Here is a 25,072-nt window from a genome sequence, read left to right as displayed (position 1 = left end):
TTGCGGCTCTAATCCATACGAGGAAATACGGCCCCATTTCAAGGGGCCGTATGACTGTCCGGAGAGGGAGCGCAAACGAAATGCAGACCTTTCTTGCAGAGATGAATAAAACGACCACAGCCGATCGCTGAGTCCGTTCTTTTCGTGATCTCAAAGCAAGAAAGTTCTACATGTATCCGTTCAACTCCCGTCATCAAATTACATCCAGTTTATCACAATAGTAATTTAACTACAACCTGCGTAGTTCGACATGCTCCTTAGATTGACTACTGTTATTTAACTATCCTACTCGTTCGTATTAGGTTGATAACATATGGGTTTTTAAAACACCTAGCGTTATAGCAGCAGAATCAATTTAATATTTAAGTATGGAAGTCTCTGATAACTCAGGGGCTTATTTTGCGTCTTGAGGAGATGAGGAAACCCATGGCAAAAATAAAGTCAACATGGATATATACAACTGGATCTAACAAGACCAGTTGAAGAATTGACTGTTAGTCATTTCTGCTGTCATTGCTTCACAGCCAGCACGCCGGAAAGAAAAATACTTAAAGGATTGGATATAGCAATAGGAAGTGCATTAGCATAGATACAGGCCCAAGAAGAAAAAGATCAGAAACCAAACGATGATAGCCAAGGAAAAGTTTCCTGAACGGAGAGACGGGGGAAAGAAGGTTGGATGAGTGGGAGATTTTTAAATTTAGTGCCACTTTAGGTAGTAGCGCGGTAACGTATTTCTACGGTGGGTGGTCGGGAGTATTGGGGGTGTTGCTCGCGCTGGTCATCATTGATTATGTGATCGGGATCATTTGCCGCTGGCGAAGAAGGTAAGAAGGGAACCGGACCCGGTTTAAAAAGTAAGATCGGTCTTATTGGTATTGCTCGAAAGGTATTTATTTTTATAATAGTTGCTGTATCTCATCTAATTAATGGCGTCTTAGGCGATTCGCATCTTTTCCGGGATGCAGTCGCCTATTTTTATATGGCAAATGAGCTGATTGTTGAAAATGGCGGCAGGCTTGGTGCGCCAGTCCCGTCGATCATTCGGCAGGCTGTGGAAGTTTTAAAGAGTAAAAGCGGAGAAAAGGAAGGTGGCGGGGAAAATGCAGATAAGCAAAAAAAGGTATCGCACAGGGAACGACGTATCTCGCTATCAAGGCAATATTGATTGGAACCTGGTCAAAGCGGGAAGCGCGACATTTTGCTGATGTGGTGGATCAGGTAGACGGTGCAAAAGCGCTGGACCTTCCTGCGGTGATGGATTATGAAAACAACCCCGGCAAGCTGTCCAAAACGCTTATTACTGTGGCGTTGGCCTTCCTGATCAAGCTGGAGCGGATTACAGGACGTAAGCCCATTATCTATACGGGCAATGCATTCGCAGCTAATTTTAATGCTTCATTAGGTGGCTACCCACTATGGATAGCCCGTTACAGTGAAACGCGCGTACCGAGCGATACAGTGACGTGGAAACGTTGGGATATTTGGCAATACAGCGATAGTGGCAAGGTATCCGGGATAAAAGGAAACGTGGACCTGAACGAATTTGATGGAACAACGGACGAGCTGCGCAAATCGATTTGGCGTTATTGTCCCTGGCCAAGAGACAGAATCCGTACATCCGGCACATTCCGCGTAAACGGTAAAGAAGCGGGGGAAAGCCCTTCTATATGGCTCCAGAACCTATGTACCGCTACGGTCTTTGGCAAATGCCTTGGGCTTGTCTTTTCGTTGGGACAATACCAGCAAGGAAGCCTATTTAAGTGGATCCAAGCTGCAAACTGTCCAACTTGTAAAGGGTACAGCGTATGTCCAACTCAGACCAATTGCTGATGCTTATGGAGCGGTAGTGTCTTGGGATTCAAAGAATAAAATCGCATCGTTGAAAACGAAAGGGGAAGAGTAATCATGCAAACAATTATCGAAACTGTACAGCCTTACGTAAATACCATTGTCACAGCCGCTGCGGGTGTGCTTACAGCGTTTATTTTAGGAGGTCTGAAAACTCAAAACTAAGGTTAACGTGTGGCTAGAAGCGCGTACCACGGCGGCACAGAGGGAAGTAATCCATAAAATTGCTGGAGAGGGGTTTGCTTTTGCTCAAACAGCATTTAAAGAAGCTGGAGGAGAACGTAAGCTTCAGGAGGCTTTACAGTATGCTTCACTTACTCTTTCCAGTCAAGGCATTGTAGTATCTCAAGCAGAGTTAAGGTCTGCGATTGAGAAGGCATATCTTGAGTACAAGGCCAAGACAAAAGCGGTACTAGCTACTGAAGAACAGCCAAACGAGGATGCAGTACAGGCCGCAGCTAAGAGGCTGTATCTGGTCTGGCTGCAAAGCTTAATGATTTCTTAGCTCAGGCTACAGCGGATGTGGTCGCTGTTGTTCCTACTCAGGTGCAGTCTGAACCCGAGCTTATTTTAGCGCCGGTAGAAGCTGTAGAAACGCCTATGACCACGGAATAAAAGGATAAAACCAGTACCCTGCTGGTGTGTGCTGGCAGGGTGCCTAAAAATGTATTTATTAGGAAAATTGAATTATTTGCATATTACTTTACGATATTATCATTGTTAATTGAAGTTTAAAGGCGGGTTGAATAAGATGGTGTTCAATATACTAAGTATCATAGTGATTATCTTAGGGTTATATGATTCTCCAACAGGCACAATTAGTTTAACAGGTGGTGATTTTCACCAAGGAATGAGAGTATTAAAGATTGAAAAAAATTTTAGAGCATGGCAAGGTGTCGCTTCTGACGGGACACACATTTACCTTACATCTGATCGTGATGAGAACTTCAAACTTTCCAATACAATATCTGTTTATACAATGAACGGTGTTTTTGTAACTGAGAAAACGAAAGCTTATACAGAAACAGATCAAAGAGGGCTTTTTATGTCTTTTGGAGATTGTTACATAATAGATGGTTACCTTTATGCAACGGTATATAATTTTAATTCGGGGCCATCAACAGAAGAACGTATTAGCAGGATAGTAAAGTATAGCTTGCCTAATTTAAAACAAGTAGATGAGTTCAATATAGGGTATGGCACAGCAGAGTCTTTAGCAAAATTTAATAATACATACTGGATAGTTTACCATGACTTAAATGAGATCAGACAATTTAATAAAGATTTTAATCTAATAAGATCATACCCCTTATCGGAGAACTTTGGAAATGATGGTGGTTATCAAGGCATTTTTTTTGATGGGGATCAGTTATACGCTAACCTACATGGCTCGAATAAATATGGAGAAAATTATGCGCAAGGATTGGATCATTACCACTTTAATGGTAAAGAGTTTAGATTTATTGAGCGGATAAAACCCCCTACATATGGAGCAGGTCAAGGTGTTGAAAAAGTTGGCAAACTATATCTATGGGCTGATCGTCCTGAAAATAGCATAATAGTTACCGAAAAAATTAAGAATTAATTCTGTTTCCGTTTGCTAAGATGGATTTAGATGGAAATTTAATGATATACAAAAAATTACTAAGCATTGTATAATCATAACAACACATACGGAAGCATCGGTGATACCCTACTGGCTAAGCTGGTAGGGTATTTTTATTCTGGATGTTGTTATACGTCATTCACAACAAGTAAATTTGTAAATACGATACATAGTCAAGTTTAAGGACGCACATTAGTAACAAGCTGAGAAATTCCTACGATTACCAAAAATATATAGATTAAAACTATACCCAAAACAGAGATCCTTACAATCCTCCATATTTTTTTCTTGTTCATGTTACCTCCTTGACATTATCGAGATGGCACTTGTAGGTTGTTGACTGTCCATAGGTTTAACAAGAAAAAGAAGAGCAGGATGAATATTATAAAACCGATTGCGATAAAGATTTTCTTCTTCATCATTCTCCCTACCTCTGTACCACGACTAAGCCCTCATCACATATGAAGGCTTATAGTGATCATCACCGTGACATGGTTGTATCAGCTGTTTTTTGTTATATTATTTCGACCTTTTCTCCAGCTATACAAGATGCGGCCAATAACAAGTGCAGAACCAAGCACAAGGACTGTAGTGTGCCAAGTCCACTCTTGTATACCACTGAGAAAAACAGGAGCAATGCCTAATCCTAATCCGATCACTAATGCTATAATGGTTACGACATCAGGCTTTTTACTACCTTCTCCTTGATTTTTCTTAAAGATGCTAAACACTATGTTGCCACCAATGACTGCAATAAAAAAGATAAGTAAATATATATTCATATAATAAATTCCTTAATTACTTGTGACTTCAAAATATCCAGGATGGAAATTTATAGTTACACCTCTTCCGAGATCATTAGCTTTTAGCCTATTTAGCACCAACTTAGCTCCACTACTGATTATAACCGATGGTACAATTGTTCCTTGCAAGCCGGGTATCGCTGCCAAAATTGCAAATACAAAAGCAGAGGTGTCTCTTGTATTCTCAATAGCATTTATTTGTGTCTTTGTCTCATAATCCGAGAGTGTCAATGCATACCCCCACCAATACCAATTACCATACATATTCGTACCAATCTCTTTGTAGTCAGGATTTACGGTAAGTTCCCCATTTTTTGTTTGCAGAATCCCATTTTTCAGTTGCTCATTTACAGACTCAATTGCTTTAGAGTAGTTATCAAAGATTTTCTCGCTTACAACCTCTTTTGCGACTGGATCAAGCGTGTAACGATCCCCATCCAGTTTTATGAACTTTTCAATATCCGTGATAGCGTTAAAGGTTTCGATGTCTATGCTCACTTGTTTAACTTCTTTGTTTGCTTGTTCTGTACTCTGCGTAATGGGAGCAGCAGATGCGGCTAATGGAGCTACTGCGGTGAGAGCCAATACACCTGTAAGAATGATTGCTGTGTTTTTAAACTTAATCAAATCGTCCTTTCGAAATGGAATTTATTTGTACTACTGACCAATCATAGCACATAAAAAGGAATAAAATGTACATTTCCATTAAAAAAATGGTAAAAAATATTTATATTCGAAAATGCATATTTCATTTGAATATTGCATGACAAATATTTCAAAACTTATTGACAACTGTTAAATTATGGGCAACAATAGAATGCAATAATATATAATGTTTGGAATTTCTGTATGAAAGGTGGATATGATATGAAGCATACACCTACGATCCGAGCAGAATTAGACAGATACCTACAACAAGAAGGTTTGAGCATGACGGAGTTTGGATATATAGCAGGCATGAATAGGGGAGCGGTAAGCGCCATTGTGTCAGGGAATAAGTCTATGTCTATTAACCAGCTTGACCTAATTACTGAGGCTATGGGCTTATCAGAAGGTCACTTTTATGATCTGTTTATAGAAAACTTTATCATCGACCATCCCCCGAATATGAGGCGAATCGAGCCGTTTTTGTTTCGCTGTGCGGAGTTGGGCAAGTTGGATGCAATCCCTCGAGTAGTGGGAGCCATCATGGATAATCTCCTATATTCACCTAAGCTATTTGAAATTGCAGAAGAATTATTGTCGCAGGGACGAAATGAGGCTGCTTTGCTGCTTTATGAGGGTGTAGCTGAAACGGAGAGATATCAACATTCTGAACGTTTGGCAGTCTGTCAATATCGTATATTCACAATTCAAGTCGGAGAGAATCAAAACCGTAATCTCGAGGCAGCAACGCTACTTGAACCTTTTGTGGAACGTCTTGATGAAATGGAACAGCTTGACGCGCTGAAGGATTTAGCTAACGTGTACAGGTCATTGCGTAAATGGGACAAGGTTGAGGAAGTAGCTCGAAAAATGAGAGCTAAGGCGGAAATCCAATATTCGATGAAACATCAACAGCAGAGTCGAATGTGTGATGAGTCTTCCAAGAAACTAACTCGTCCACTGTTTGTGTACATTGCTTATGCTGATTTGTTGTGTTCAGGTTCTTGCGAAGCTAAAGGCGATTACCACCAAGCTCTCCAGTATACATACGCCTACGCTAGTTTAGATTGGGTTTTGGAGAAGGACGAGGACACCCAACACTGGGTGGGTTTGTTCCAAAACTGGGCAGAAGGTAACACGTACGTATATAAGCTTTTATCTGGAGATATAAGCGTGCTCAACGATTATGTTCAATATATTATTGCATCAAGTGTTAAAGTCGATAAGGAAATGATTGTAAAGCTTTTGAACGTAATGTTTGCAGCTAACCAATATAAGTTAGACGTTAATGATATAATTAAACGGTTTGAAACGATTATTGCTTCTTTTGTGCAACAGCCATCAACGGATATGTATACGAAACAAGTTATACCAGAGCAGTATGCGCGTTTGGGTTATGAGCTGGCTTACTATTATTTACATCAAGGCTCGTACGAAGATGGTTTTAAATATTTGATGTATTCTTTGGAAAATTTTCATACATTGAATAATGAGACTTATTATTTAAACTGTGTAGGAATGTTTGAGCATTTCCGCACTCATGCAATTCCCGAAACAAAGGAAAAATACTCAAAATTCATTGAGAAGGTGTGGTTAGACAATGTTAAAAAAAATGGTACTGCTAATCATTGCAGCTAGTTTTTTGTTTATTGTTACTGTACCTGTTCAGTCGAATAGCCATCAGGTTACCCCATACTATGATCCAATTGGTGGGGCCTGAACCCTGTTTGAGGAGTGGATGACCAATGTTGAGAAAAATTGTACTTCTGACCATCGCGGTTAGCTTTTTGTTTATTTTTACTGGGCAGGATCAAGCCTTTAACCACCATAGTATTCAGCCTAACGTTACTATTGGCGGATTTTAAAGCTAAAGCTCTGCCAACCTTATGGTTGGTAGGGCTTTCTTTAGTGTAGTAATTATCACACATACGGCCAACATGAACCATACATATAAAGTGTTAAAGTCGGATATCGAACTATTTGCAGCTGCATTAAGCCAAGTGAGAGTATATGTTGTACAGCCGTTGGGTGAGGATTTGATAGATATTGTTGATTATGGTGGATTAGTGGACAAGATTACGCCGGAGTCGGTTAAGATTAACCGAAGCTATTTCATAAGAAAGCAGTTTGAATTTAGAGTAGATGTGAAAAAGGACTCCGCTGGTATGTATGAACTGTAACCAGTATGGAGTCCTTTGTTGTTTATTTAGCTGAATACTCACTTACTTCAAATGTAAGGATTTTATTGAAAATTACATAGTCCTTACGGTTACTGAACGGACCTTTGTTGTTATTATGCTTATCAATGGCATAAGATGCTGTACCTGAGCCTGCTTGTTTTGCTTCATACCAAGAAATGAAAGAGTTTATTTCTTTCATGCTCAGATCGAATTCCTTTTCTAAGCCAGTATCCATAGTGACAACTAAGATTGCCCGGTCACCGGTTGGCTGTTCTGGATCTGGAGTTGGCGTAGGATCTGGTGTTGGTGTTACAGGCAATGCATTGTACATTTCGAATGCTCCAAGTGTTAGTACTACATAACCGTTATTACTAGTGATATTCAAACGGTATTTTTTATATTTCGTTTCATTGCTAAATGAGAATTCTTTTTTCTCATCTTGGCTCCAGCTAGTAATATTTTTTTGTGTATCGAGAACAACCCATGAAACACCATCCCATCCTTCAAAAGTCCAATCTTTTGGGGATTCTCTTTTATATTCCATATTGGATACACGTGGGGTCAACACATATTTGTTGACAACTACAGGATTCTCAAATTCATAAGCAATCCAGCCAGTCTTAGAATCTGTAATTGTCGACCAACCGGTATCATTAGGTTTTCTATCAAACGCACTGTATGGCTGATGATCATTACTCCAAGCAGAACTTGCACTTGCAATACCGGAAGGACTTGTATTGGATGTCATTATAGGTATTAGGTTTGTTTCCTCACTTGAACTAGCGAAAGATGAACCTGCAAACCCTATTGTTAAAAAAATAATGGATAATAGAGATGTGATTATTTTCCTCATGTATAAATCCCCTTTTTGTTTTATTTGCTCACCAAGCATACAAAACTAAAAAAAAGGGTTGTCTAAACATTAATGTATATATATTCGAATAAAGTTTAATAGTGGATTTTAATTTTTACTTTCTCTAGTTCACCATAACTGGTCTTTTTTTGTTTTGTGACAACATATGCGGTACTTCGACATGTCTCCCAATATAGTATTGAGAAGATTTAAATACTATGGAGGTGTCATATGATAAAAGGAATCGCAAGAGGATTAATTGTATTTTTACTAGCTGCTATTTTTTCCTTACAAGGCGTTTATGCTGAACCGGCAGCAATCAACCAACAAGCAACTGGGTATACGTTGGAGTTTCCAAGTTCACGGTATCCTGAAACCGGAGCACATATTAGAGATGCAATAGCAGCTGGACATTCTGCTGTATGTACGATTGACCGTGATGGAACTGAAGAAAACAGAAGGGAGTCGCTCAAAGGCTATCCGACTAAAAAAGGATATGATCGCGACGAGTGGCCAATGGCAATGTGTGGAGAGGTGGCGTAGGTGCTGATATCAGATACATAACCCCTAGTGATAACCGGGGAGCAGGATCATGGGTAAGTCATCAGTTAGAAAAGTATGCTGATGGAATCAAAGTGAGGTTTATCGTGAAATAAAAACAAGGACTCAACCAGTATAGAAGCTGGAATGAGTCCTTTTTAATACCCAATAAAAAATAAATATGCAAAAATATAGAACATATTTATAGATAAGCAAGTTTATGTTTAGACACATTTCCTCAATTAAATTATTCTTAGTTCTATCAAACATATTGGAGGATCATTTAATGAAGAAAGCATGTATAACGATTTTATTTTTAGTTCTTTTATCTTTACCCTTATCGAATGTTTTTGCGGCTGAAGCAGAGTATTCAGAAAATCTGGTTCCGCATATGACAACTAACATTTTGCCATCTGGAGTAGCAAGCGCAAGTAATGAATATTCATATGCATATGAGGCGTTTAACAAGGAATTTGCGACAATTGCTAGTGCATGGACATCAAGTACAACTTCTGCTTGGTTAAGATATGATTTTCCTAAAGCCGAAGTTATTGAGCAATATGTTATATATCCACAGACAACGGCAACTGATCGTGCCCCTAAAGACTGGACTTTCGAAGGCTCAAATGATGGGGTTACTTGGAACGTGCTAGACACTCAGTCAAATATCAGTGGATGGGTAGATAGTACTCCAAAAAAATTCGCTTTCTCTAATTCTAATTCATACAAGGATTATAGAATTAATATTACAGGTAATAATGGAAGTCAGTATCTAGCTCTTAGCGAATTGGAGATGATGTCTAAAGTATCAAGTTCCACTCCTAACCCAGGAACAGAGGAACCGACTCCAAACGGGGATCGTGCAATTCTGGTAGTTACCATGACAACTGGTTTGGAAAAGGAATTCGACCTAAGCATGAAAGAAGTCAATGACTTTATTGCCTGGTACGAAAGCAAGCAGGCTGGTTCTGGATCAGCATCATATGCTATCAATAAGCACGATAACAATAAAGGCCCATTCAGTAGCCGTAAGGATTACATGCTATATGATCGTATCCTAACGTTTGAAGTAAGTGAATACTCTAAATAAATAAAAAGCTCTGCTAACCTTAATTGGTCGGCAGAGCTTTTAACGTTTCTAACAGGTTCGTGTTAGGCTGAATTATATTTCGTTTTAGCTTCTTCATATAATTTGCCGAGGTTACGAAACTCAATTGATGTCCTTTATCACGTTGAAAATATGTTTACTATTTAATATTTTTCGTATATATTAATATTTGGAAATTAGTCTTCATAAATTTTTCCTGCAAAACCAGATTAATTTAACAAAGGAGATTATTTTAATGAGTATTTCATTAAGAATAGAACGCAAATCCGGTGGTGAGCCAATTGAGTTTGTAAAAGGTGAAATCACTGGCTTTACTTATAAGAATAATAGTTCCATAAACCTTTCAGCTAAGTCTCCAAACTTGGCTCATTCGCTACATATTCGAAGCAAAATTCCGCTTCATTCGCTTCCTTCAGTTATAGACAATGCGGATAATTCCAACATGCTGTATACATGGGCAAATACAGAATATAAACCTGATAGTGAGGATTACTATCGCAAATGTAATATCCAAATCGTTAGAAATGAAAACACAATCCGAGATATTACGTTTACACACGCTTATGTAGTAAAGTATCAAGAACAGATTGATACCAGCAAAGAGATCCTTGAGTTTGAACTTGTTCTAAAACAAAAAGAAGATCAATTGGGAAGAATTCAATACAGTCCTCAGTTAGAACCTAAGGAAACAAGAGAAAAGGATCAGTCTGATGTCTCGCAAAAAGTACTGGAAGGTGCATATAGTAAGAATATGTTAGTGTATGCAGGAAATATTACTTTTCCGTTTGAAAATCCTATGGTAGAACTAGAAAAGACTTGGGTACGAGGCGTAGAGAAGGTAAAAGATTCGACAGATACTGTAATACATTATCCTGATCGTAAAGCATTTACATTAGTAGCTGTTCCTATAGCTCGAAAGAAGTACGGAGACATCACAGCCAATTTACTTCAACATTCACTTGATTACAAACCAGGACATTTACACTTTAACGAGTGGTCGTATGAGGCGCAGCAAATTAAAAAATCCAAAGAACATAATATGTATGTAATTGATAAAGCAGTACAAAAAGCTAACGACAAAAAAGTTAAAAGTTTTTCAAGTGATGGGTCTATTGCAATTGAAAGTGACAGAGATTTGTATAACGCTTTTCACAAAATGAAGTACAAAATAGATGGAACATATGTAAAAGGACAATGGGAAATTACTACAATATATTATGATAAATATAATTTTGAATATAATTTTAAACAAATGTTTACTGGGGACAACAAACTCGGTTGGGCTGCGGCCAATCTAACAAATTTAATGGAATCATGGGGAACACTCAATGAGTATACATCTTATGTTACAGTAACTGATACAAAAAAGGCTTGGAAGTGAGGTGTGAATTGCAGATGAAACGCAGATACAAGATTTACATCTTGATCTCTCTACTAGTTATAACTACTACTATAATTTTTCTAGCGAATTCTGGAGACGATACGATAAGGAAGTACCCATATGGCAAAGATACGTTAGAGTTTTTTGGAGATGGGACTTTTCAGATTTACAGGGGAGGAGGATCGGGTGATCCTCCAATACTATACACTCATCAAATTGAAGCTCCTAATTCAGTGATTGATAACGTTCTGTCTTATAAAATAGAAAAAAATATCGTATATGTGGTTGGTGAAAATGGCTTCATTAAATTGGATTCAAGTACCAACACATACGAACAAAAGAAACTGATTTCTGACTTTACTTCCAAAGATAGAGATATATTTAATGAATTAATGGAAAAATAGAAGCTATCATAAGTAAATGTGGTAGCAAGGGAGCTTTAACTTGTTCACAAAGGTTAACTTAACATGCGCTTTAGTTGAGCTATTGTTATGTAAGTATTTTAAATTTATAAAGAATGGTTACCACCAGTGGTGATATTATGATTATTAAAATTGAAGGTTTCTTTTTTCAGAATTTGATTACTGGTCCCCTATGCACACAAGAAGAACTATATCAAAAGTATATACAAGCAAAAATGCTGAGTCTTAATATTAGAGATTTACCTGATATATTTTGTCGACTTCATAATTTGATCGATTACGTTTTGAAGATGACACAGAGGTTGGTTTCGTGATTGATACAGATACGGACAGGATATATAGACCGATATATTGATGTTTAAAGCGATGTATTCGAAAGATATCTTCCCATCTCCTTTAATTACAAGTAATGAAGGACTCACATAACTGGCTACTATATTCGATTTTATAATCAAAGTCGATCACAACGAAAGTTAAATAAGTTGCCTCCGAAAGAATACCGAAAGCAGCTTATAGTCTAGTGTTATTTTTATTTACCTGCTTGCCCTATCATAGAACGTATTTAAACATATATTAAGGTAACGACAAATAAAGGAGGTTAAAAGAGATCGGTGCCTATGAAAATACAGGTGGCGGCGGTGTATGGACTTCTACAGCGGCAATTTTAGTGCTCTTTATTCTCTTAGTTATCATCACTAAATCACTTTGGGTTTAGTTTGTAAAAAGAACTGTTGGAAAATATCACTTCACTCATGGATATTCAATAGTTGAGCCCATTGAGCGCATAAGCTATTTGGCAATAGCCACCGTATTCGCTTCTCTTTCGGCAAGTACTTGGTGGATTCCTGCCATAATAGTTTTGCGCTTATTGTATTTCATTTTATCTTTTCAGTAGCGAGTCAAAACCACTGCTGGCTTATCAGGCTTCTGTTAGATAAAATTCTCAAAGAGGTGGTAGGATGAAGGTTGAAGTAAACAAATGTAATTGAAGCATCAAAAAACCAATATATCTAAAGAGTAATGTTACTATTACCACAGTAGGTAAGGGGGCACAGTGCTGCAAATTGATGCAAACTAGGGATAATGGTGCTTTAACTTCGAACAATTCAAACCGGGCATTGAATGTAATTATTTAAAATTTAACAGTGGATGGTGAAGCAGCAACCGAGCCTGATAAAGCACCTAGTTATGATATAATTGCAAATTATGGTATTCCGTTGGAAGGTAGTAGCTATGTGAACGATAAGGTACTCTTTGAGAAAGAACATAGAGATTAAAATACAAATATGGGGCTCCATATAAAAGGATTTTCCGACGTAACGGTACAGAATAGTGAATTTCACGACAACGGTGGGGGTTCTAAAAAATCTAGCCAAAGCCCATACATGTATTGTGACGATACGTGAGCTTTAGCTTTACTAATTGCCCAAAAAGCACCAATAGCTCGCAATAATGACCTTGCCAGTACGAAATCACAACTAATACTTATGGAGAAGTTAGTACCTAGCGTGTGAAAGTTAAGACTATGAAACTGCTATTAACGGTCGGCAAACCACTTGACGACGATTGATCCACGCCGGATCGTAGCCTTTTCCACTGCTCTAAAGTCGGCTTGATTCCAAAAGTGTATTTAAGTAAGTGAATACTCTAAATAAATCGAAAAGCTCTGTTACCCTAATTGGTCGGCAGAGCTTTTAACTGTTCACGGTTTTTAAAATATATCCAGGTATTCTTTCTGGAATTTGATGAAATCTTGCACACTGTCGTGATAGGTAAATCTACCGCCATTTTTATCAATAATCCAGTTGATATTCTCGTCATTTAACAAGATTCCATACATGCAGTGATGAAGCAGTTCAATTTGCTTTTCATCCCTAATTCGGATCAAATGTTTTTCTTGTTCGATAATGAGGTACCATTTCGTTTCTGTTTCATCTACATCCGCATCCACATACAGTATTGATACCGACAAGGGGAATGGCCAGTCAAACCATTGTCCTCGCTTGTCTTCTCTATAACCTTCAAATGCCATGGTTATTCCCTCCTACTTGGATAATTTCCTGATTAGTTTAAATGTATCTAACGTGCTGCGATTGTACGCTTAATTAGGTTCTTGTCTTATCCTACTGGCACAGGAATATCGCCCCCATATTCTTCTCCTTGGCTTCACGTACACCATCATAAACATCTGTAAAAGTTCAGTGTCACTTTGGCAACCGTCTAATTCCGCTATTGTTGCACAATAGTTGTATCCGCTTTTATCGTTCATTGTTCTGATCTGTACAGTATACGGAAAACGACAGGTAATAAAGAAGCTGAACGCTTTGTTACCCGATATCAAAACGCTATTACCAATACTGTACAATTATTCTACTGAGCAATGACGTGGTCCAACATGAAGGACTGGAGATAAGAACAGGTAGCAGTGTAATGGACATAAAGGCGCGTCTGCTGGTTTTGGAAGAGGGGACCACAAGAGCGATATACGCTCTATATTGTAATCATAGGGGGCTGGGATGGTGACCAAAAGATCATTACATTTTCTCGTATGGAAATAGGCGCTGTATTAAACCTCCAATGATATGGAGCAAGGATACACTCATGTCTTGAATGTATCTTATTTCTGGAGGGTCAAAAGTGAAAACCCCTTATTCACAGTCCGTTTTGAGCTATAACCAAATTTTAATGTGGCTTTGTGTTCTTTCGTTTTTTAGTGTGTTAAATGAAATGGTTCTTAATATCTCTTTACCTGATATTGCTGATGAATTCAATAAGACACCAGCCATTACAAATTGGGTGAATACTGTCTTTATGCTAAGTTTTTCTATAGGAACAGCTATATACGGAAAGTTATCTGATCAGTTAGGTATTAAAAGGTTGCTCCTGTTTGGAATCATAGTGAATTGCATAGGATCATTAATTGGATTTGTGGGACATACTTTTTTTCCAACACTTATCTTGGGACGATTTATACAAGGGATTGGTGCAGCTGCATTTCCTTCACTTGTGATGGTCGTAGTTGCTCGCTATATCCCAAAAGAAAACAGGGGAAAGGCAATATGGCCTCATCGGGTCTATCGTAGCAATGGGTGAAGGGATAGGACCGGCTATTGGTGGGGTGATTGCTCATTATATTCATTGGTCTTATTTACTGCTTCTTCCTGTTTTAACGTTTGTGACTGTTCCCTTCCTGATAAAATTATTGAAAAAGGAAGTCATTTCAAAGGGCTCGTTTGACATTGCAGGAATCGTGCTTATATCTCTAGGTATTGTATTGTTTATGTTGTATACAACTTCTTACAGAATTTCTTTTCTGGTGATAAGTGTTCTATTTTTCTTGATCTTTTTAAAACATATCAGACAAGTAACCAATCCTTTTGTTGATTCTTCATTGGGGGAAAATACTGCATTTATGATAGGAATCCTTTGTGGGGGGCTTATGTTTGGTACCGTAGCTGGATTTGTTTCTATGGTCCCTTATATGATGAAAGACGTTCACCACTTAAGTACCGCAATGATTGGCAGTGGAATTATTTTTCCTGGAACGATGAGTGTTATTTTCTTTGGTTTTCTTGGAGGAGCACTTGTTGATAAGAAAGGTTCCTTACATGTGCTAGCAGTCGGCGTTGCATTTCTTGCCGTCAGTTTTTTGGTAGCTGCTTTCTTTATTGAAATGACACCTTGGCTGATGTCTATTATTCTAGTCTTTGTTTTCGGTGGTCTTTCTTTTATTAAAACAGTAATATCCACTATTGTTTCAAGTAGTTTAAAACAAGAAGAAGCTGGCGCAGGAATGAGCTTACTTAATTTTATAAGCTTTTTATCAGAAGGAACGGGGATTTCAGTTGTAGGAGGCTTATTGTCAATACGTCTTATTCATCAAAAATTTATACCAATCATTAATTTTCCATCTGCTTATTTATATAGCAATATGTTATTGATTTTTTCAGTGGTCATTATAATTAGCGGGATTTTATCTGTTATTGTATATAAACGTTCAGTTTCAGATTCCTGATAAGAGCAAAAAAGGATTACATGCTGAAAATGATCTCATCCTCACGTTTGAAGTAAGTGAATACTCTAAAAATAAATCAAAAGCTCTGCTAACCTTAATTGGTCGGCAGAGTTTTGTGTGCTGATCAGTTTGATTTTACTAGATACGGGAAAAGTAGCAATGCAAAGTGTGCGTACAAGATGGTATTGTTTTTAAATTCGGCCTTATTACAGAAGGATAGGCTAATTTGAATACTTAAACTTATAATACCAAAAAATCGCTTTCTCATGGGCTGTGGAAAAGTTAGAATATAGCATAGTATCAACTCCGCCGATTACAAAGTTATTTTTAGCATAGAATCGACAAGCTAAAATATTCACATCCTGTGTTTCAAGCATAAGGCCAACAAGATTATTCTGCTTAGCCCACTCGGTTGCTTTACTCAATAAGGCTGCTCCGATTCCCTTGTGTCTCCAGTCTTTAGCGACGGCAATATCCTCAATTAGAGCATAGCCATTCCAATAAGTACAAAGTTTAATTTTCCCAACACAGTCGTTCTCATCATAATATAAAAAAATAGATTTTCCTTGTTCATTAATATAACTGATATCGACGTCATCATCCTCATACTGTTTAAAATATGGTTCGGGAAAACTTTCTTCTATATATGACCAAATGTTGTTCTCGTATTTAGGTATAATTTTTCCTGACACAATAAAGCCGTTATTCTCATTTGACTTTTTAAAATCCCCCATATATGAAAGTGACATTTTAATTATCATGGCTTGTCTCCTCCTGGTTTAATTTCTCTATGCACATTATTCTAAAAGAGAACACGTTTTCCTGTCTGTTAGATTTATAAAAAGTGTAAAATGGTAGCGACTGTTCAACTATGTGTGATATTTTAGATCCCCCTCCGCTTGCTTAAATGATTCATAGCAGTAGTTAGGTGTGCTATTTAACACAAAAAAAGCAGGAAGAATTCCTCCCGCTTTTTGCATGGAAACAATTATTAACGTCTGCGTTGTCTATCGTTTACGCTAAACAAATTAACAGCCAGTGCGTTACCTCTTGCACGCGCAGTGGCTCTTTGATTGGAACGGATGTTCAATCTTCTTCTTCTTAAATCACGTCTGCAATGTCTTCTGCTCATAATATCACCTCCCTTCAAGAAATGAAGGTGCGGTTGAATCTTAGTGGCGTTTATGCTTACGCTTGGAAATTTTGATATTCAAGGCATTGGTTGCTAGTGCATTTCCGCTTCCTGTTTTAGCAGCTGCGGCTTGAAAGACTTTAACGACCAGATATCTGTTTTTCCCGATGCGATGCTTATACGTTTTAACTCTATTTCTGATCATCTGCATATCTCCTTTGCTTAGTTCTGCTATATATATATGTCAATTGTGATAGTAATGTATCAGCATAAATCTATTAGAAGCAAAAAGAAGCTAGTACCTATATCCCTAAAGGTTAACAAAAAAACTCATGCGAACCTGTCTTCGCCTTTTCAACTTTACGTTGCAGGAGATGTTACAGGCAGGTCGGCATGAGTCTAATGTGTAGAATAAAGATAATATGCAGTTTGTATGAAAATTATTTACTATTAAGGGTGTTAAGTTTTTTTTCGTAGTACGCCTCTTGGGCAAGAATATGATTCAGTTGTTCTGAGAGCTGTTTATATTCTTGGCTGGCCTCTGGGTAATTATTTCTTTCGGAAATTACAGCTTCAAGTTGCTTTTCTAAATACCTGAAATGGATGAGTATTTGTATGTACTGAATACGATCGTAGGTTGTTATGTGTGATTTCTCTTCTGCATACAAATGATCCATTGTTGGAACTGCACAGCTTACGACGATAAATATCATAACAAACGCTGAAATTATTATTTTTTTCATTTAATTCCTCCTACAGAGCTATGAGTAATTAATATACCATATTTAGCTAAAAGAAAGAAAGATCTATTAGTTTTGCCCACAACAGTATAGCTGTTCAAGATCAGTGGGGGATTATTTGAGACGATGAGGCTGATTTTATAGTAGATACAATAGGAATAGGTTGCTAAAAGGAAAGAATAGTTGTGAGATACATAGTAAGCATAATAACAATACAAAACCGGCTTGCCCTAGGCAGCCGGTTTTGTATTAGGGGATAGAATAACGGGGAAGGAAGAACGAGAAATCAGTGGAAGTCCCGGAAGAGTCCTACAACTTTGCCCAAAATACTGACGTGTGTCAGACGAAGCGGTTCAAAGGCTGGATTTTCAGGTTGAAGCCGGATATGATCTTTTTCTTTGTAGAAGGTTTTAACTGTAGCTTCGTCTTCATCTGTCATAGCTACAACAATATCGCCATTATCAGCGGTCTGCTGCTGACGTACGATTACATAGTCTCCGTTAGCAATCCCAGCCTCAATCATGCTTTCGCCTACAACAGATAACATGAATATTTTATCCTCACCAACAAAGTGTTGGGGAAGAGGAAAGTAATCTTCAATATTTTCTGTCGCCGTAATAGGAAGACCAGCGGTTACTTTGCCGACGACGGGGACACGACTAATGGAGTAATTAATCAAGTTGCTGTTATCCGATTCGTCTTGACCGAGTAACTCAATAGCCCGTGGTTTTGTAGGATCGCGGCGAATGAGTCCTTTTTTCTCTAAACGATCCAAATGACCGTGAACCGTAGAACTGGAGGCCAATCCGACAGCCTCGCCTATTTCGCGTACAGAAGGGGGGTATCCCTTTAGACGCACTTCATTGCGGATAAATTCAAGAATGGCCTGCTGGCGGCTCGAAATCTTAGACATACCGTATCAACCCCATTTAGTAACGTTTGGGAAAATTATAGCATAGAACCTCCGTTCGTACAAACATAAGTTCTAAATAATCCCTAAAAAAATTGCGAACTTTTGTTCTCTTTTCTATTGAACAAAACAAACGTTCGTGTTATATTGTGAAAACATAAGAACAAACGTTTGGAGGACACAACCATGATGAAATATAGCACCTATCAAAGTATTTTTCCAATGAATATAGAAAATTTACAGGAGACCCGAAAAGAGGGTAGGGCGCGTTTTATGCAGATTATTACCCATACTCTTTTACTTAAGCTTCTTATTATAGTGATTGTTGCTTGGATTGCAGGAGCAGGTGTACTTACGGTTTTCGCGGCTCCTTCAGCTTCCAAGGAAGAAGTGACTAAACTGACAGTACAACCTGGGGATACGTTGTGGCAGATTGCCGCGAATCATAAACCGGAACGAATGGATACACGAGTATATATAGAAGGAATTGTGCGGATTAACGGTTTAGAGGATCGGGGAGTGCAGGCAGGTCAGGTACTCAAGCTTCCTGACTTATGATCTATAGACTATTAGAGCTTGTCAGGGAGCGTAATGCGGGAGCCTTGACAAGCTCTTTTCTACATGTCAAAGTGTATTATATCTTTGCTTTTTTGGAGGGGACACAATTTGGATATAGACAGCTTGGTACAGCGCATTAATGAATTAGCGCGCAAAGCAAAATCCGAGGGATTAACAGAAGAGGAAACCACAGAACGTGCCAATCTTCGGGAAATTTATTTAGGTAACATTCGTCGTAATTTTCGGCAGCAGCTAGAAACGATTGAATTTGTGGACGATGATACATCGAAGGGAAATGACGGGCTGAAGCATTAATGTTGTTAAAGCGCCCAAGCCTGCAATTTGCCTTTTGTTTTAGGTACCTCTCATGGTATCTATATAGATCAGCTTTGAGGCAATTGTTTTAATGTAATATATCTGGGAAGGAATTGAGAGATGGCCCGATCATTTGAAAGAAAAGTACGCAAAAACACAGCGCATTTAAATAAATCGCGCAAAAAGCAAGGTATTCAAACCATTAGCGGCGCAGGTTCTGCAATGGATATTTTTCGTGGCCGTAATATTACTGTGCCAATTATGCTGGCTGGTCTTTCTGTATTGTACATGCTTATGAGTTACTTTTTGACTAAGACCGGTATGCGAGGGATGGATTGGCTTGTATTCGGCCTGTACTTGATGCTGGCTGTTATCTTTTTTATCCGTCGTCCTTATCTGAAAGTGGGAAAGGATACTCTCTATATGCTGAAAGGTGGTAGAGAACGTCCAATGACGGCAGGGGACATGAAAGCCATCAAGATTGAAAAGGGTTACGTAACCGTTGAAAGAAAAGGTAAGGGTGGTAATTTCATTTTCACAAAATCATTAGGTCGCTATGACACGGATGCCATTGCAGAGCGACTTGAGAAGTTTGCGCTATCCAATCAGATACAGGTTGACAAGAAATAACTGATTTAGCCTGTAGCTCTGTAACAAAGGCCGTATGATGTTATTTCATATAACATGCTGCGGCCGCTTGCTTAATATGGGCACACATAACGATTCAAATGCTTAATCAAGCAAATAGGCGTACATATACTGTGGAAAGAGAGTGGATAATTCAGATGACGATTCAGGCGGTAATGTTTGATCTTGATGATACCCTTTTGTGGGATGAACGTAGTGTAGAAGAGGCATTTGATGCAGCGTGTCAAACAGGCTCCCGTGAAGCAGGTGTTGATCCAAAAGCTCTGGAGGAAGCCGTACGTAAAGAAGCACGCGCTTTGTATGAATCCTATGAAACCTTTAGTTTTACTCAAATGATCGGCATTAATCCGTTTGAAGGATTGTGGGCGAATTTTACAGCGGGTGAGCAACCTGAATTCCGTCAATTGGAACAGTTGGCCCCTGTTTATCGAAAGGAATCATGGCGCAGAGGACTCCAGCAACTAGGGATAGATAATGAGAAGTTGGCGGAAAAGCTGGCTACCCAATTTGCTTCGGAAAGACGCGCACGTCCCCATGTATATGAAGAAACGTTTGAAATTCTAGAACAATTGAAGGGACAATACAAGCTGTTATTATTGACAAACGGTTCCCCTGATTTACAACAGGAGAAACTGGATGGAGTTCCTCAATTAGCTCCTTTCTTTGATCATGTGGTCATTTCAGGTTCATTTGGTCGAGGCAAGCCGGATCCGTCTATATTCCAGCATGCGTTGGGGCTTCTTGGTATTGAGCCTGAACATGCTTTAATGGTAGGAGATAAGCTGACGACTGATATTCAAGGAGCGTTGGCAGCAGGTGTTCACTCGGTGTGGGTGAACCGAAACGCCAAAACCAATACCACAGAGATCAAGCCGAAGTTTCAAATCAAGCATCTGTCTGAATTGGATGGAATTATTCAGTCGTTAAAGTAAGAAATCTACACCTTTAGAAACGAGTATTAAGAAAACTCCCTTCGCTCGATTGTCACAGAGCAGAGGGAGTTTTTTATTTACACAAGGATAAATTCGTAATTATGCTTTAATGAAGGTTGGATCTTCGAACGGTTCCGCAATCCAGCCATTTTCTTCAATGAACAAGCGGACTGCTACGATCTTTTGATTCTCCATTAAAGTGAAGAAGTGAGGTATATTTTCGGGTACGGAGATAACGTCCCCCGGTGAAAGCTCTACGTTAAAATAGTCGATCTCTTCAGGTCCTTTAATAATAAAGATGCCTTTACCAGCGATAATGGCACGGATTTCATCCTCGGTATGGGTGTGAATTTGCTCAAACTTGGCCAGCAACTCGTCCAAATTCGGCGTTGCTTCAGATAGAGTGATAACGTCCCATATTTTATATCCGCGACGTGCGGCTAAATCCTTGATTTCGGGTTCAAATGTTTTGAGAACAGCGGCCTTTTGATCATCTGTTAAGGTAAAGTTCTCTTGCAGCTCCCCGGACAATTTGGAAGCATCCCAATGTTCATACAATATCTCGTGACTCTCCAGAAATTCACGTACTTGTTCTTCACCGCTAATTCTTTCATTCGTATTACGTATTAAGATTTCGGCCATGTATTTATCCCCTCTTTTCCACTTGGATTAATGTTATATAAAGAATACCATGTCTTGAAACGTTGTACAATACAGGATTTCAACATTTTATAATGCAAATGAACATAGCTAAAGGATGCAGGGTTAAGTACGTTTAATAATGCTACAAACTATAAAAATGGATAAGAGAAGTCGTTTTTACAAAGAACAACCTGTATAAAACGTATGTTTTTACTTCAATCTATCTAAATGATACGGTTTCTGCTAAACTAGGATTTAACGTTTTGCGGGGGTGAAGAAATTTGGATAAAGTTAGCTTGCAGGATGCATTACAACGAAGAATACTCCTTCTTGATGGGGCCATGGGCACCATGATTCAACAGGAAGACCTTTCCCCCGATGATTTTGGTGGGGAAGAGCTGGAGGGCTGTAATGAAATGCTGGTCTTAACGAGACCGGATGTCATTCAAGGGATTCATGAAGCATACTTGAAGGCCGGAGCAGACCTAATTGAAACGAATACATTTGGAGCAACATCCGTCGTTTTGGCGGATTACGATATACCAGAACGTGCCCGTGAAATTAATCTGGTGGCGGCCAAGCTGGCGCGTAACGCGGTGGATAAATACAGCACTGCGGACAAGCCTCGTTTTGTAGTAGGAGCTATGGGCCCAACCACGAAAACCTTGTCTGTCACAGGCGGTGTTACATTTGCTGAGCTGATTGACAGCTATCAAGAGCAGGCCTTGGCACTTATTGAAGGCGGCGTGGATGTACTCCTTTTGGAGACCTCACAGGATACGCTTAACGTCAAGGCTGGAAGCATCGGAATTCGGCAGGCTTTTGAGCAGACAGGTATCGAGCTTCCGCTAATGATTTCAGGCACGATTGAGCCTATGGGAACGACGTTGGCCGGACAAAATATCGAATCCTTTTGCATATCACTTGAACACTTGCATCCAATTTCGATTGGGTTGAATTGTGCTACGGGTCCAGAGTTTATGCGTGATCATATTCGCTCTCTGTCTGAAATGTCCTCTGCAGCTATTAGCTGTTATCCAAATGCGGGCTTGCCCGATGAAAATGGCCAATACCATGAATCGCCTGATTCATTAGCACGTAAAATGGCTGCTTTCGCTGAAAAAGGCTGGTTGAATATTGCTGGGGGATGTTGTGGTACCACGCCTGAGCATATTCGAGTTATGAGTGAAAGTATGTCGCAGTTTGAGCCGCGTTCGCTGGTAGGTCATCATCCTCCTGCCGTATCAGGCATTGAGCCTGTATATATTGAACAGGACAATCGTCCGTATATGGTTGGTGAGCGAACAAATGTTCTTGGCTCCCGCAAATTCAAGCGTTTGATTGTGGAAGGCAAATATGAAGAGGCGTCTGAAATTGCCCGTGCTCAGGTAAAAAGCGGAGCGCATGTCATTGATATTTGTGTGCAGGACCCGGACCGCGATGAAATGACGGATATGGAAGCGTTTTTGAAACTGGTTGTAAACAAGGTAAAAGTACCTTTGGTGATAGATACAACGGATATTAAAGTCATTGATAAAGCACTTCAATATTCGCAAGGTAAGGCGATTATTAACTCCATTAATTTGGAGGATGGTGAAGAGAAATTTGAGAACATGGCTCCTCTTATTCATAAGTACGGCGCCGCTGTTGTTGTTGGTACGATTGATGAACGCGGACAGGCTATTTCACGTGAGGATAAGCTTGAGGTAGCTAAACGTTCTTATGATCTGTTGGTGAACCGTTACGGTTTGGCAGCGGAGGATCTGATTTTTGATACGCTCGTATTTCCAGTAGGAACAGGTGATGAGCAATATATCGGTTCAGCTAAGGAAACGATTGAGGGTATTCGCATTATTAAAGAGGCGCTTCCCGGAGTGCATACTATCTTGGGCATCAGTAACGTTTCTTTTGGTTTGCCGGAAGCGGGTCGTGAAGTGCTCAATTCCGTCTACTTATATGAATGCACCAAAGCAGGTCTGGACTATGCGATTGTAAACACTGAGAAGCTTGAGCGTTATGCATCCATTCCAGAGCATGAGCGGAAACTTGCGGAAGACTTGATCTATAAAACAAATGACGATACTTTATCCGCTTTTGTAGCAGCTTTTCGTAACAAGAAAGTGGAGAAAAAAGAAAAGATATCAAACCTTTCGCTCGAAGAAAGACTGGCTTCCTACGTAGTGGAGGGAAGTAAGGAGGGACTCATTCCGGATCTGGAGCAAGCGCTTGTGAAATATTCTTCGCTGGAGATTATTAACGGTCCGCTGATGAAGGGGATGGAGGAAGTAGGACGACTGTTTAACAATAACGAATTGATTGTAGCAGAGGTGCTGCAAAGCGCTGAAGTGATGAAGGCGTCCGTGGCTTATTTAGAGCCGTTCATGGAGAAGAATGAATCCTCAGTAAAAGGTAAGATTTTGTTGGCTACGGTCAAAGGTGATGTGCATGACATTGGTAAGAATCTGGTGGAGATTATTCTATCCAACAATGGTTACCATATTGTGAATCTGGGTATAAAAGTACCACCAGAACGCATTATTGAGGCTTACCGTGAAGAAAAGGCCGACATGATTGGCTTATCTGGACTGCTTGTTAAATCGGCACAACAAATGGTGCTGACCGCACAGGATTTAAAAAATGCGAATATTGATATTCCAATAATGGTTGGTGGGGCTGCTTTAACACGTAAGTTCACTAAAAATCGTATCCGTCCTGAGTATGATGGTCTGGTTGCCTATGCAAAGGATGCTATGGATGGCCTGGATATTGCCAATAAGCTTATGAATCCTGAGTCCCGTAAAAAAATGGCCGAGGAGATGGAAGCTGAGCGGGAGGCTGAAGCGGCAATCGTCGTGGAAGCCAAGCCGCTCCCTAAACTCACTCGAGCTGTGCGCTCTAACATTGCTCAGGATTTGCCCGTCTATACTCCACCAGATACGGATCGACATGTACTGCGCAACTATCCACTGAATTATATTTTGCCTTACGTGAATATGCAGATGCTAATGGGGCATCATCTTGGTTTAAAAGGCAATGTTGAACAGCTGCTGGCTTCGGAAGATCCGAAAGCGATTCAGTTGAAGGAAACCGTGGACAGCATCATGTTTGAAGCTGTGACAGACGGAATCATCCAGGCACATGCCATGTATCGTTTCTTTCCAGCGCAGTCGCAAGGAAATCAAATTCTGATCTATGATCCGTCGGATGTGAGCAAGGTACTGCATACATTTACATTCCCGCGCCAGCAGGTAGAGCCTTATCTATGTCTGGCTGATTTCTTGAAATCAGTGGAATCCGGAGTTATGGACTATGTAGGTTTCATGGTCGTTACAGCTGGTCATGGGATTCAGCAGATATCTACCCAGTGGAAAGATAAAGGGGATTATCTGCGCTCGCATGCACTTCAAGCGGTAGCACTCGAAGTAGCAGAAGGGTTAGCGGAACGACTTCACCATATTATCAGGGATAGCTGGGGTTTTCCGGACCCTGCCGATATGACAATGAAACAGCGGCACGGTGCCAGATATCAAGGCATTCGGGTATCCTTTGGCTACCCTGCATGTCCAGATCTGGAGGAACAGGGGCCGTTGTTCCAGTTGTTAAAACCTGAGGATATTGGCGTTGAGCTGACGGAAGGGTTTATGATGGAACCGGAGGCTTCTGTATCAGCCATGGTGTTCAGCCACCCTCAGGCGCAGTATTTTAACGTCGAAAAGGTTTAACACCTTTATCAGATGGGATAGCAAATACCCTCCGAGCTTCGGAGGTTTTTTGCTGGTCAGCAGGAAGAA

At 39.5% G+C, this 25,072-nt stretch carries 25 protein-coding genes and 4 pseudogenes; 19 read left to right on the top strand and 10 right to left on the bottom strand.

Annotation, left to right across the window (positions count from 1 at the left end; genetic code table 11):
- Positions 1–626 precede the first annotated feature (626 nt).
- The 5 genes and pseudogenes from ACYCS5_RS29310 to ACYCS5_RS29290 all read left to right on the top strand — a co-directional run bounded on the left by ACYCS5_RS29310 (position 627) and on the right by ACYCS5_RS29290 (position 3,436).
- Positions 627–1,168: pseudogene (locus tag ACYCS5_RS29310) on the top strand (phage holin family protein).
- A gap of 11 nt (positions 1,169–1,179) precedes the next feature.
- Positions 1,180–1,578, top strand: a pseudogene (locus ACYCS5_RS29305) (glycoside hydrolase family 25 protein); the annotation flags it as partial.
- A 124-nt stretch (positions 1,579–1,702) separates the two neighbouring features.
- The gene (locus ACYCS5_RS29300; protein ID WP_445744865.1) at positions 1,703–1,906 is read left to right on the top strand and encodes a stalk domain-containing protein; all 204 of its coding nucleotides are present in this window, start codon (positions 1,703–1,705) and stop codon (positions 1,904–1,906) included.
- A gap of 117 nt (positions 1,907–2,023) precedes the next feature.
- Entirely contained in the window at positions 2,024–2,356 is a 333-nt protein-coding gene (locus ACYCS5_RS29295; RefSeq protein WP_459760595.1) for a phage holin, LLH family, read from the top strand.
- 273 nt (positions 2,357–2,629) lie between these two features.
- On the top strand, positions 2,630–3,436 hold the full coding sequence (locus tag ACYCS5_RS29290) for a hypothetical protein (protein WP_459760594.1): 807 nt from the start codon (positions 2,630–2,632) through the stop codon (positions 3,434–3,436).
- Between the two features lie 521 nt (positions 3,437–3,957).
- Here the strand turns inward: ACYCS5_RS29290 and ACYCS5_RS29285 are convergent.
- Complete coding sequence (locus ACYCS5_RS29285) at positions 3,958–4,239, bottom strand: hypothetical protein (protein WP_235308789.1); 282 nt, start codon at positions 4,237–4,239, stop codon at positions 3,958–3,960.
- Between the two features lie 12 nt (positions 4,240–4,251).
- A complete protein-coding gene (locus ACYCS5_RS29280; RefSeq protein ID WP_459760593.1) occupies positions 4,252–4,887 on the bottom strand; it encodes a hypothetical protein in 636 nt (211 codons plus the stop codon).
- A gap of 240 nt (positions 4,888–5,127) precedes the next feature.
- On the opposite strand from ACYCS5_RS29280, the gene ACYCS5_RS29275 reads away from it, so the two are divergent.
- Both ACYCS5_RS29275 and ACYCS5_RS29270 read left to right on the top strand, forming a co-directional pair.
- Positions 5,128–6,543: a transcriptional regulator gene (locus ACYCS5_RS29275; RefSeq protein ID WP_459760592.1), complete on the top strand. Its 1,416-nt coding sequence runs from the start codon at positions 5,128–5,130 to the stop codon at positions 6,541–6,543.
- Between the two features lie 299 nt (positions 6,544–6,842).
- Positions 6,843–7,085: a hypothetical protein gene (locus ACYCS5_RS29270; RefSeq protein ID WP_459760591.1), complete on the top strand. Its 243-nt coding sequence runs from the start codon at positions 6,843–6,845 to the stop codon at positions 7,083–7,085.
- Positions 7,086–7,107: 22 nt separating this feature from the next.
- Here ACYCS5_RS29270 and ACYCS5_RS29265 read toward each other — a convergent pair whose 3' ends face one another.
- Positions 7,108–7,938, bottom strand: a complete 831-nt coding sequence (locus ACYCS5_RS29265; RefSeq protein ID WP_459760590.1) for a discoidin domain-containing protein — start codon at positions 7,936–7,938, stop codon at positions 7,108–7,110.
- Positions 7,939–8,169: 231 nt separating this feature from the next.
- On the opposite strand from ACYCS5_RS29265, the pseudogene ACYCS5_RS29260 reads away from it, so the two are divergent.
- From ACYCS5_RS29260 to ACYCS5_RS29235, 6 genes and pseudogenes are all read left to right on the top strand, one after another.
- Positions 8,170–8,594, top strand: a pseudogene (locus tag ACYCS5_RS29260) (NucA/NucB deoxyribonuclease domain-containing protein).
- 170 nt (positions 8,595–8,764) lie between these two features.
- Positions 8,765–9,568 carry a discoidin domain-containing protein gene (locus tag ACYCS5_RS29255; protein WP_039271252.1) on the top strand — a complete coding sequence of 268 codons (804 nt, stop codon included), beginning with the start codon at positions 8,765–8,767 and terminating at the stop codon, positions 9,566–9,568.
- A 253-nt stretch (positions 9,569–9,821) separates the two neighbouring features.
- The gene (locus tag ACYCS5_RS29250; protein ID WP_459760589.1) at positions 9,822–10,967 is read left to right on the top strand and encodes a hypothetical protein; all 1,146 of its coding nucleotides are present in this window, start codon (positions 9,822–9,824) and stop codon (positions 10,965–10,967) included.
- A 14-nt stretch (positions 10,968–10,981) separates the two neighbouring features.
- Positions 10,982–11,371 (top strand): hypothetical protein, encoded by a 390-nt coding sequence (locus tag ACYCS5_RS29245; RefSeq protein WP_459760588.1) that lies wholly within the window; start codon positions 10,982–10,984, stop codon positions 11,369–11,371.
- A 440-nt stretch (positions 11,372–11,811) separates the two neighbouring features.
- Entirely contained in the window at positions 11,812–11,910 is a 99-nt protein-coding gene (locus ACYCS5_RS29240; protein WP_416145682.1) for an IS3 family transposase, read from the top strand.
- 86 nt (positions 11,911–11,996) lie between these two features.
- On the top strand, positions 11,997–12,104 hold the full coding sequence (locus ACYCS5_RS29235; protein ID WP_080658622.1) for a sporulation protein YjcZ: 108 nt from the start codon (positions 11,997–11,999) through the stop codon (positions 12,102–12,104).
- Positions 12,105–13,100: 996 nt separating this feature from the next.
- Here the strand turns inward: ACYCS5_RS29235 and ACYCS5_RS29230 are convergent.
- Complete coding sequence (locus ACYCS5_RS29230; RefSeq protein ID WP_029517409.1) at positions 13,101–13,421, bottom strand: hypothetical protein; 321 nt, start codon at positions 13,419–13,421, stop codon at positions 13,101–13,103.
- A 605-nt stretch (positions 13,422–14,026) separates the two neighbouring features.
- Here ACYCS5_RS29230 and tet point away from each other — a divergent pair.
- Positions 14,027–15,404, top strand: a pseudogene (tet, locus tag ACYCS5_RS29225) (Tet(L)/Tet(K)/Tet(45) family tetracycline efflux MFS transporter).
- Between the two features lie 221 nt (positions 15,405–15,625).
- On the opposite strand, the gene ACYCS5_RS29220 reads toward tet, so the two are convergent.
- The 5 genes from ACYCS5_RS29220 to lexA form a co-directional block, all read right to left on the bottom strand.
- Positions 15,626–16,165, bottom strand: coding sequence for a GNAT family N-acetyltransferase (locus ACYCS5_RS29220; protein WP_459760587.1), 540 nt, complete (start codon positions 16,163–16,165; stop codon positions 15,626–15,628).
- A 230-nt stretch (positions 16,166–16,395) separates the two neighbouring features.
- Complete coding sequence (locus ACYCS5_RS29215) at positions 16,396–16,536, bottom strand: hypothetical protein (RefSeq protein ID WP_165146693.1); 141 nt, start codon at positions 16,534–16,536, stop codon at positions 16,396–16,398.
- A gap of 40 nt (positions 16,537–16,576) precedes the next feature.
- Complete coding sequence (locus ACYCS5_RS29210; protein WP_013310546.1) at positions 16,577–16,741, bottom strand: hypothetical protein; 165 nt, start codon at positions 16,739–16,741, stop codon at positions 16,577–16,579.
- A gap of 235 nt (positions 16,742–16,976) precedes the next feature.
- Positions 16,977–17,279: a hypothetical protein gene (locus ACYCS5_RS29205; RefSeq protein ID WP_029517411.1), complete on the bottom strand. Its 303-nt coding sequence runs from the start codon at positions 17,277–17,279 to the stop codon at positions 16,977–16,979.
- Positions 17,280–17,562: 283 nt separating this feature from the next.
- On the bottom strand, positions 17,563–18,189 hold the full coding sequence (gene lexA / locus ACYCS5_RS29200) for a transcriptional repressor LexA (RefSeq protein ID WP_013310545.1): 627 nt from the start codon (positions 18,187–18,189) through the stop codon (positions 17,563–17,565).
- Positions 18,190–18,375: 186 nt separating this feature from the next.
- On the opposite strand from lexA, the gene ACYCS5_RS29195 reads away from it, so the two are divergent.
- From ACYCS5_RS29195 to ACYCS5_RS29180, 4 genes are all read left to right on the top strand, one after another.
- A complete protein-coding gene (locus ACYCS5_RS29195) occupies positions 18,376–18,744 on the top strand; it encodes a LysM peptidoglycan-binding domain-containing protein (RefSeq protein ID WP_039271343.1) in 369 nt (122 codons plus the stop codon).
- A gap of 108 nt (positions 18,745–18,852) precedes the next feature.
- Positions 18,853–19,059: a DUF896 domain-containing protein gene (locus ACYCS5_RS29190; RefSeq protein WP_029517413.1), complete on the top strand. Its 207-nt coding sequence runs from the start codon at positions 18,853–18,855 to the stop codon at positions 19,057–19,059.
- A 120-nt stretch (positions 19,060–19,179) separates the two neighbouring features.
- Positions 19,180–19,689, top strand: a complete 510-nt coding sequence (locus ACYCS5_RS29185) for a hypothetical protein (RefSeq protein ID WP_025724118.1) — start codon at positions 19,180–19,182, stop codon at positions 19,687–19,689.
- Positions 19,690–19,844: 155 nt separating this feature from the next.
- Entirely contained in the window at positions 19,845–20,639 is a 795-nt protein-coding gene (locus tag ACYCS5_RS29180) for an HAD family hydrolase (protein WP_029517414.1), read from the top strand.
- 99 nt (positions 20,640–20,738) lie between these two features.
- On the opposite strand, the gene ACYCS5_RS29175 is transcribed toward ACYCS5_RS29180, so the two are convergent.
- Positions 20,739–21,281: a 1,2-dihydroxy-3-keto-5-methylthiopentene dioxygenase gene (locus tag ACYCS5_RS29175; RefSeq protein ID WP_341070920.1), complete on the bottom strand. Its 543-nt coding sequence runs from the start codon at positions 21,279–21,281 to the stop codon at positions 20,739–20,741.
- Between the two features lie 281 nt (positions 21,282–21,562).
- Between ACYCS5_RS29175 and metH the strand changes: the two genes are divergently transcribed.
- A complete protein-coding gene (gene metH / locus ACYCS5_RS29170; RefSeq protein ID WP_459760586.1) occupies positions 21,563–25,003 on the top strand; it encodes a methionine synthase in 3,441 nt (1,146 codons plus the stop codon).
- Positions 25,004–25,072: the final 69 nt, after the last annotated feature.

The organism is Paenibacillus sp. SEL3 (genome assembly GCF_054602585.1).
The sequence above is the reverse complement of the archived record's forward strand: the minus strand, read 5'-3'. Positions and strand labels throughout refer to the sequence as shown.

Bases quoted from the DNA above. Each gene is read 5' to 3' on its own strand.
- ACYCS5_RS29205 (WP_029517411.1), bottom strand. From the start codon at position 17,279: ATGAAAAAAATAATAATTTCAGCGTTTGTTATGATATTTATCGTCGTA.
- ACYCS5_RS29195 (WP_039271343.1), top strand. From the start codon at position 18,376: ATGAAATATAGCACCTATCAAAGTATTTTTCCAATGAATATAGAAAAT.
- ACYCS5_RS29180 (WP_029517414.1), top strand. From the start codon at position 19,845: ATGACGATTCAGGCGGTAATGTTTGATCTTGATGATACCCTTTTGTGG.
- ACYCS5_RS29285 (WP_235308789.1), bottom strand. From the start codon at position 4,239: ATGAATATATATTTACTTATCTTTTTTATTGCAGTCATTGGTGGCAAC.
- ACYCS5_RS29255 (WP_039271252.1), top strand. From the start codon at position 8,765: ATGAAGAAAGCATGTATAACGATTTTATTTTTAGTTCTTTTATCTTTA.
- ACYCS5_RS29215 (WP_165146693.1), bottom strand. From the start codon at position 16,536: ATGAGCAGAAGACATTGCAGACGTGATTTAAGAAGAAGAAGATTGAAC.
- ACYCS5_RS29265 (WP_459760590.1), bottom strand. From the start codon at position 7,938: ATGAGGAAAATAATCACATCTCTATTATCCATTATTTTTTTAACAATA.
- ACYCS5_RS29245 (WP_459760588.1), top strand. From the start codon at position 10,982: ATGAAACGCAGATACAAGATTTACATCTTGATCTCTCTACTAGTTATA.
- ACYCS5_RS29275 (WP_459760592.1), top strand. From the start codon at position 5,128: ATGAAGCATACACCTACGATCCGAGCAGAATTAGACAGATACCTACAA.
- ACYCS5_RS29185 (WP_025724118.1), top strand. From the start codon at position 19,180: ATGGCCCGATCATTTGAAAGAAAAGTACGCAAAAACACAGCGCATTTA.
- ACYCS5_RS29250 (WP_459760589.1), top strand. From the start codon at position 9,822: ATGAGTATTTCATTAAGAATAGAACGCAAATCCGGTGGTGAGCCAATT.
- ACYCS5_RS29230 (WP_029517409.1), bottom strand. From the start codon at position 13,421: ATGGCATTTGAAGGTTATAGAGAAGACAAGCGAGGACAATGGTTTGAC.
- ACYCS5_RS29210 (WP_013310546.1), bottom strand. From the start codon at position 16,741: ATGATCAGAAATAGAGTTAAAACGTATAAGCATCGCATCGGGAAAAAC.
- ACYCS5_RS29220 (WP_459760587.1), bottom strand. From the start codon at position 16,165: ATGATAATTAAAATGTCACTTTCATATATGGGGGATTTTAAAAAGTCA.
- ACYCS5_RS29175 (WP_341070920.1), bottom strand. From the start codon at position 21,281: ATGGCCGAAATCTTAATACGTAATACGAATGAAAGAATTAGCGGTGAA.
- lexA (WP_013310545.1), bottom strand. From the start codon at position 18,189: ATGTCTAAGATTTCGAGCCGCCAGCAGGCCATTCTTGAATTTATCCGC.
- ACYCS5_RS29270 (WP_459760591.1), top strand. From the start codon at position 6,843: ATGAACCATACATATAAAGTGTTAAAGTCGGATATCGAACTATTTGCA.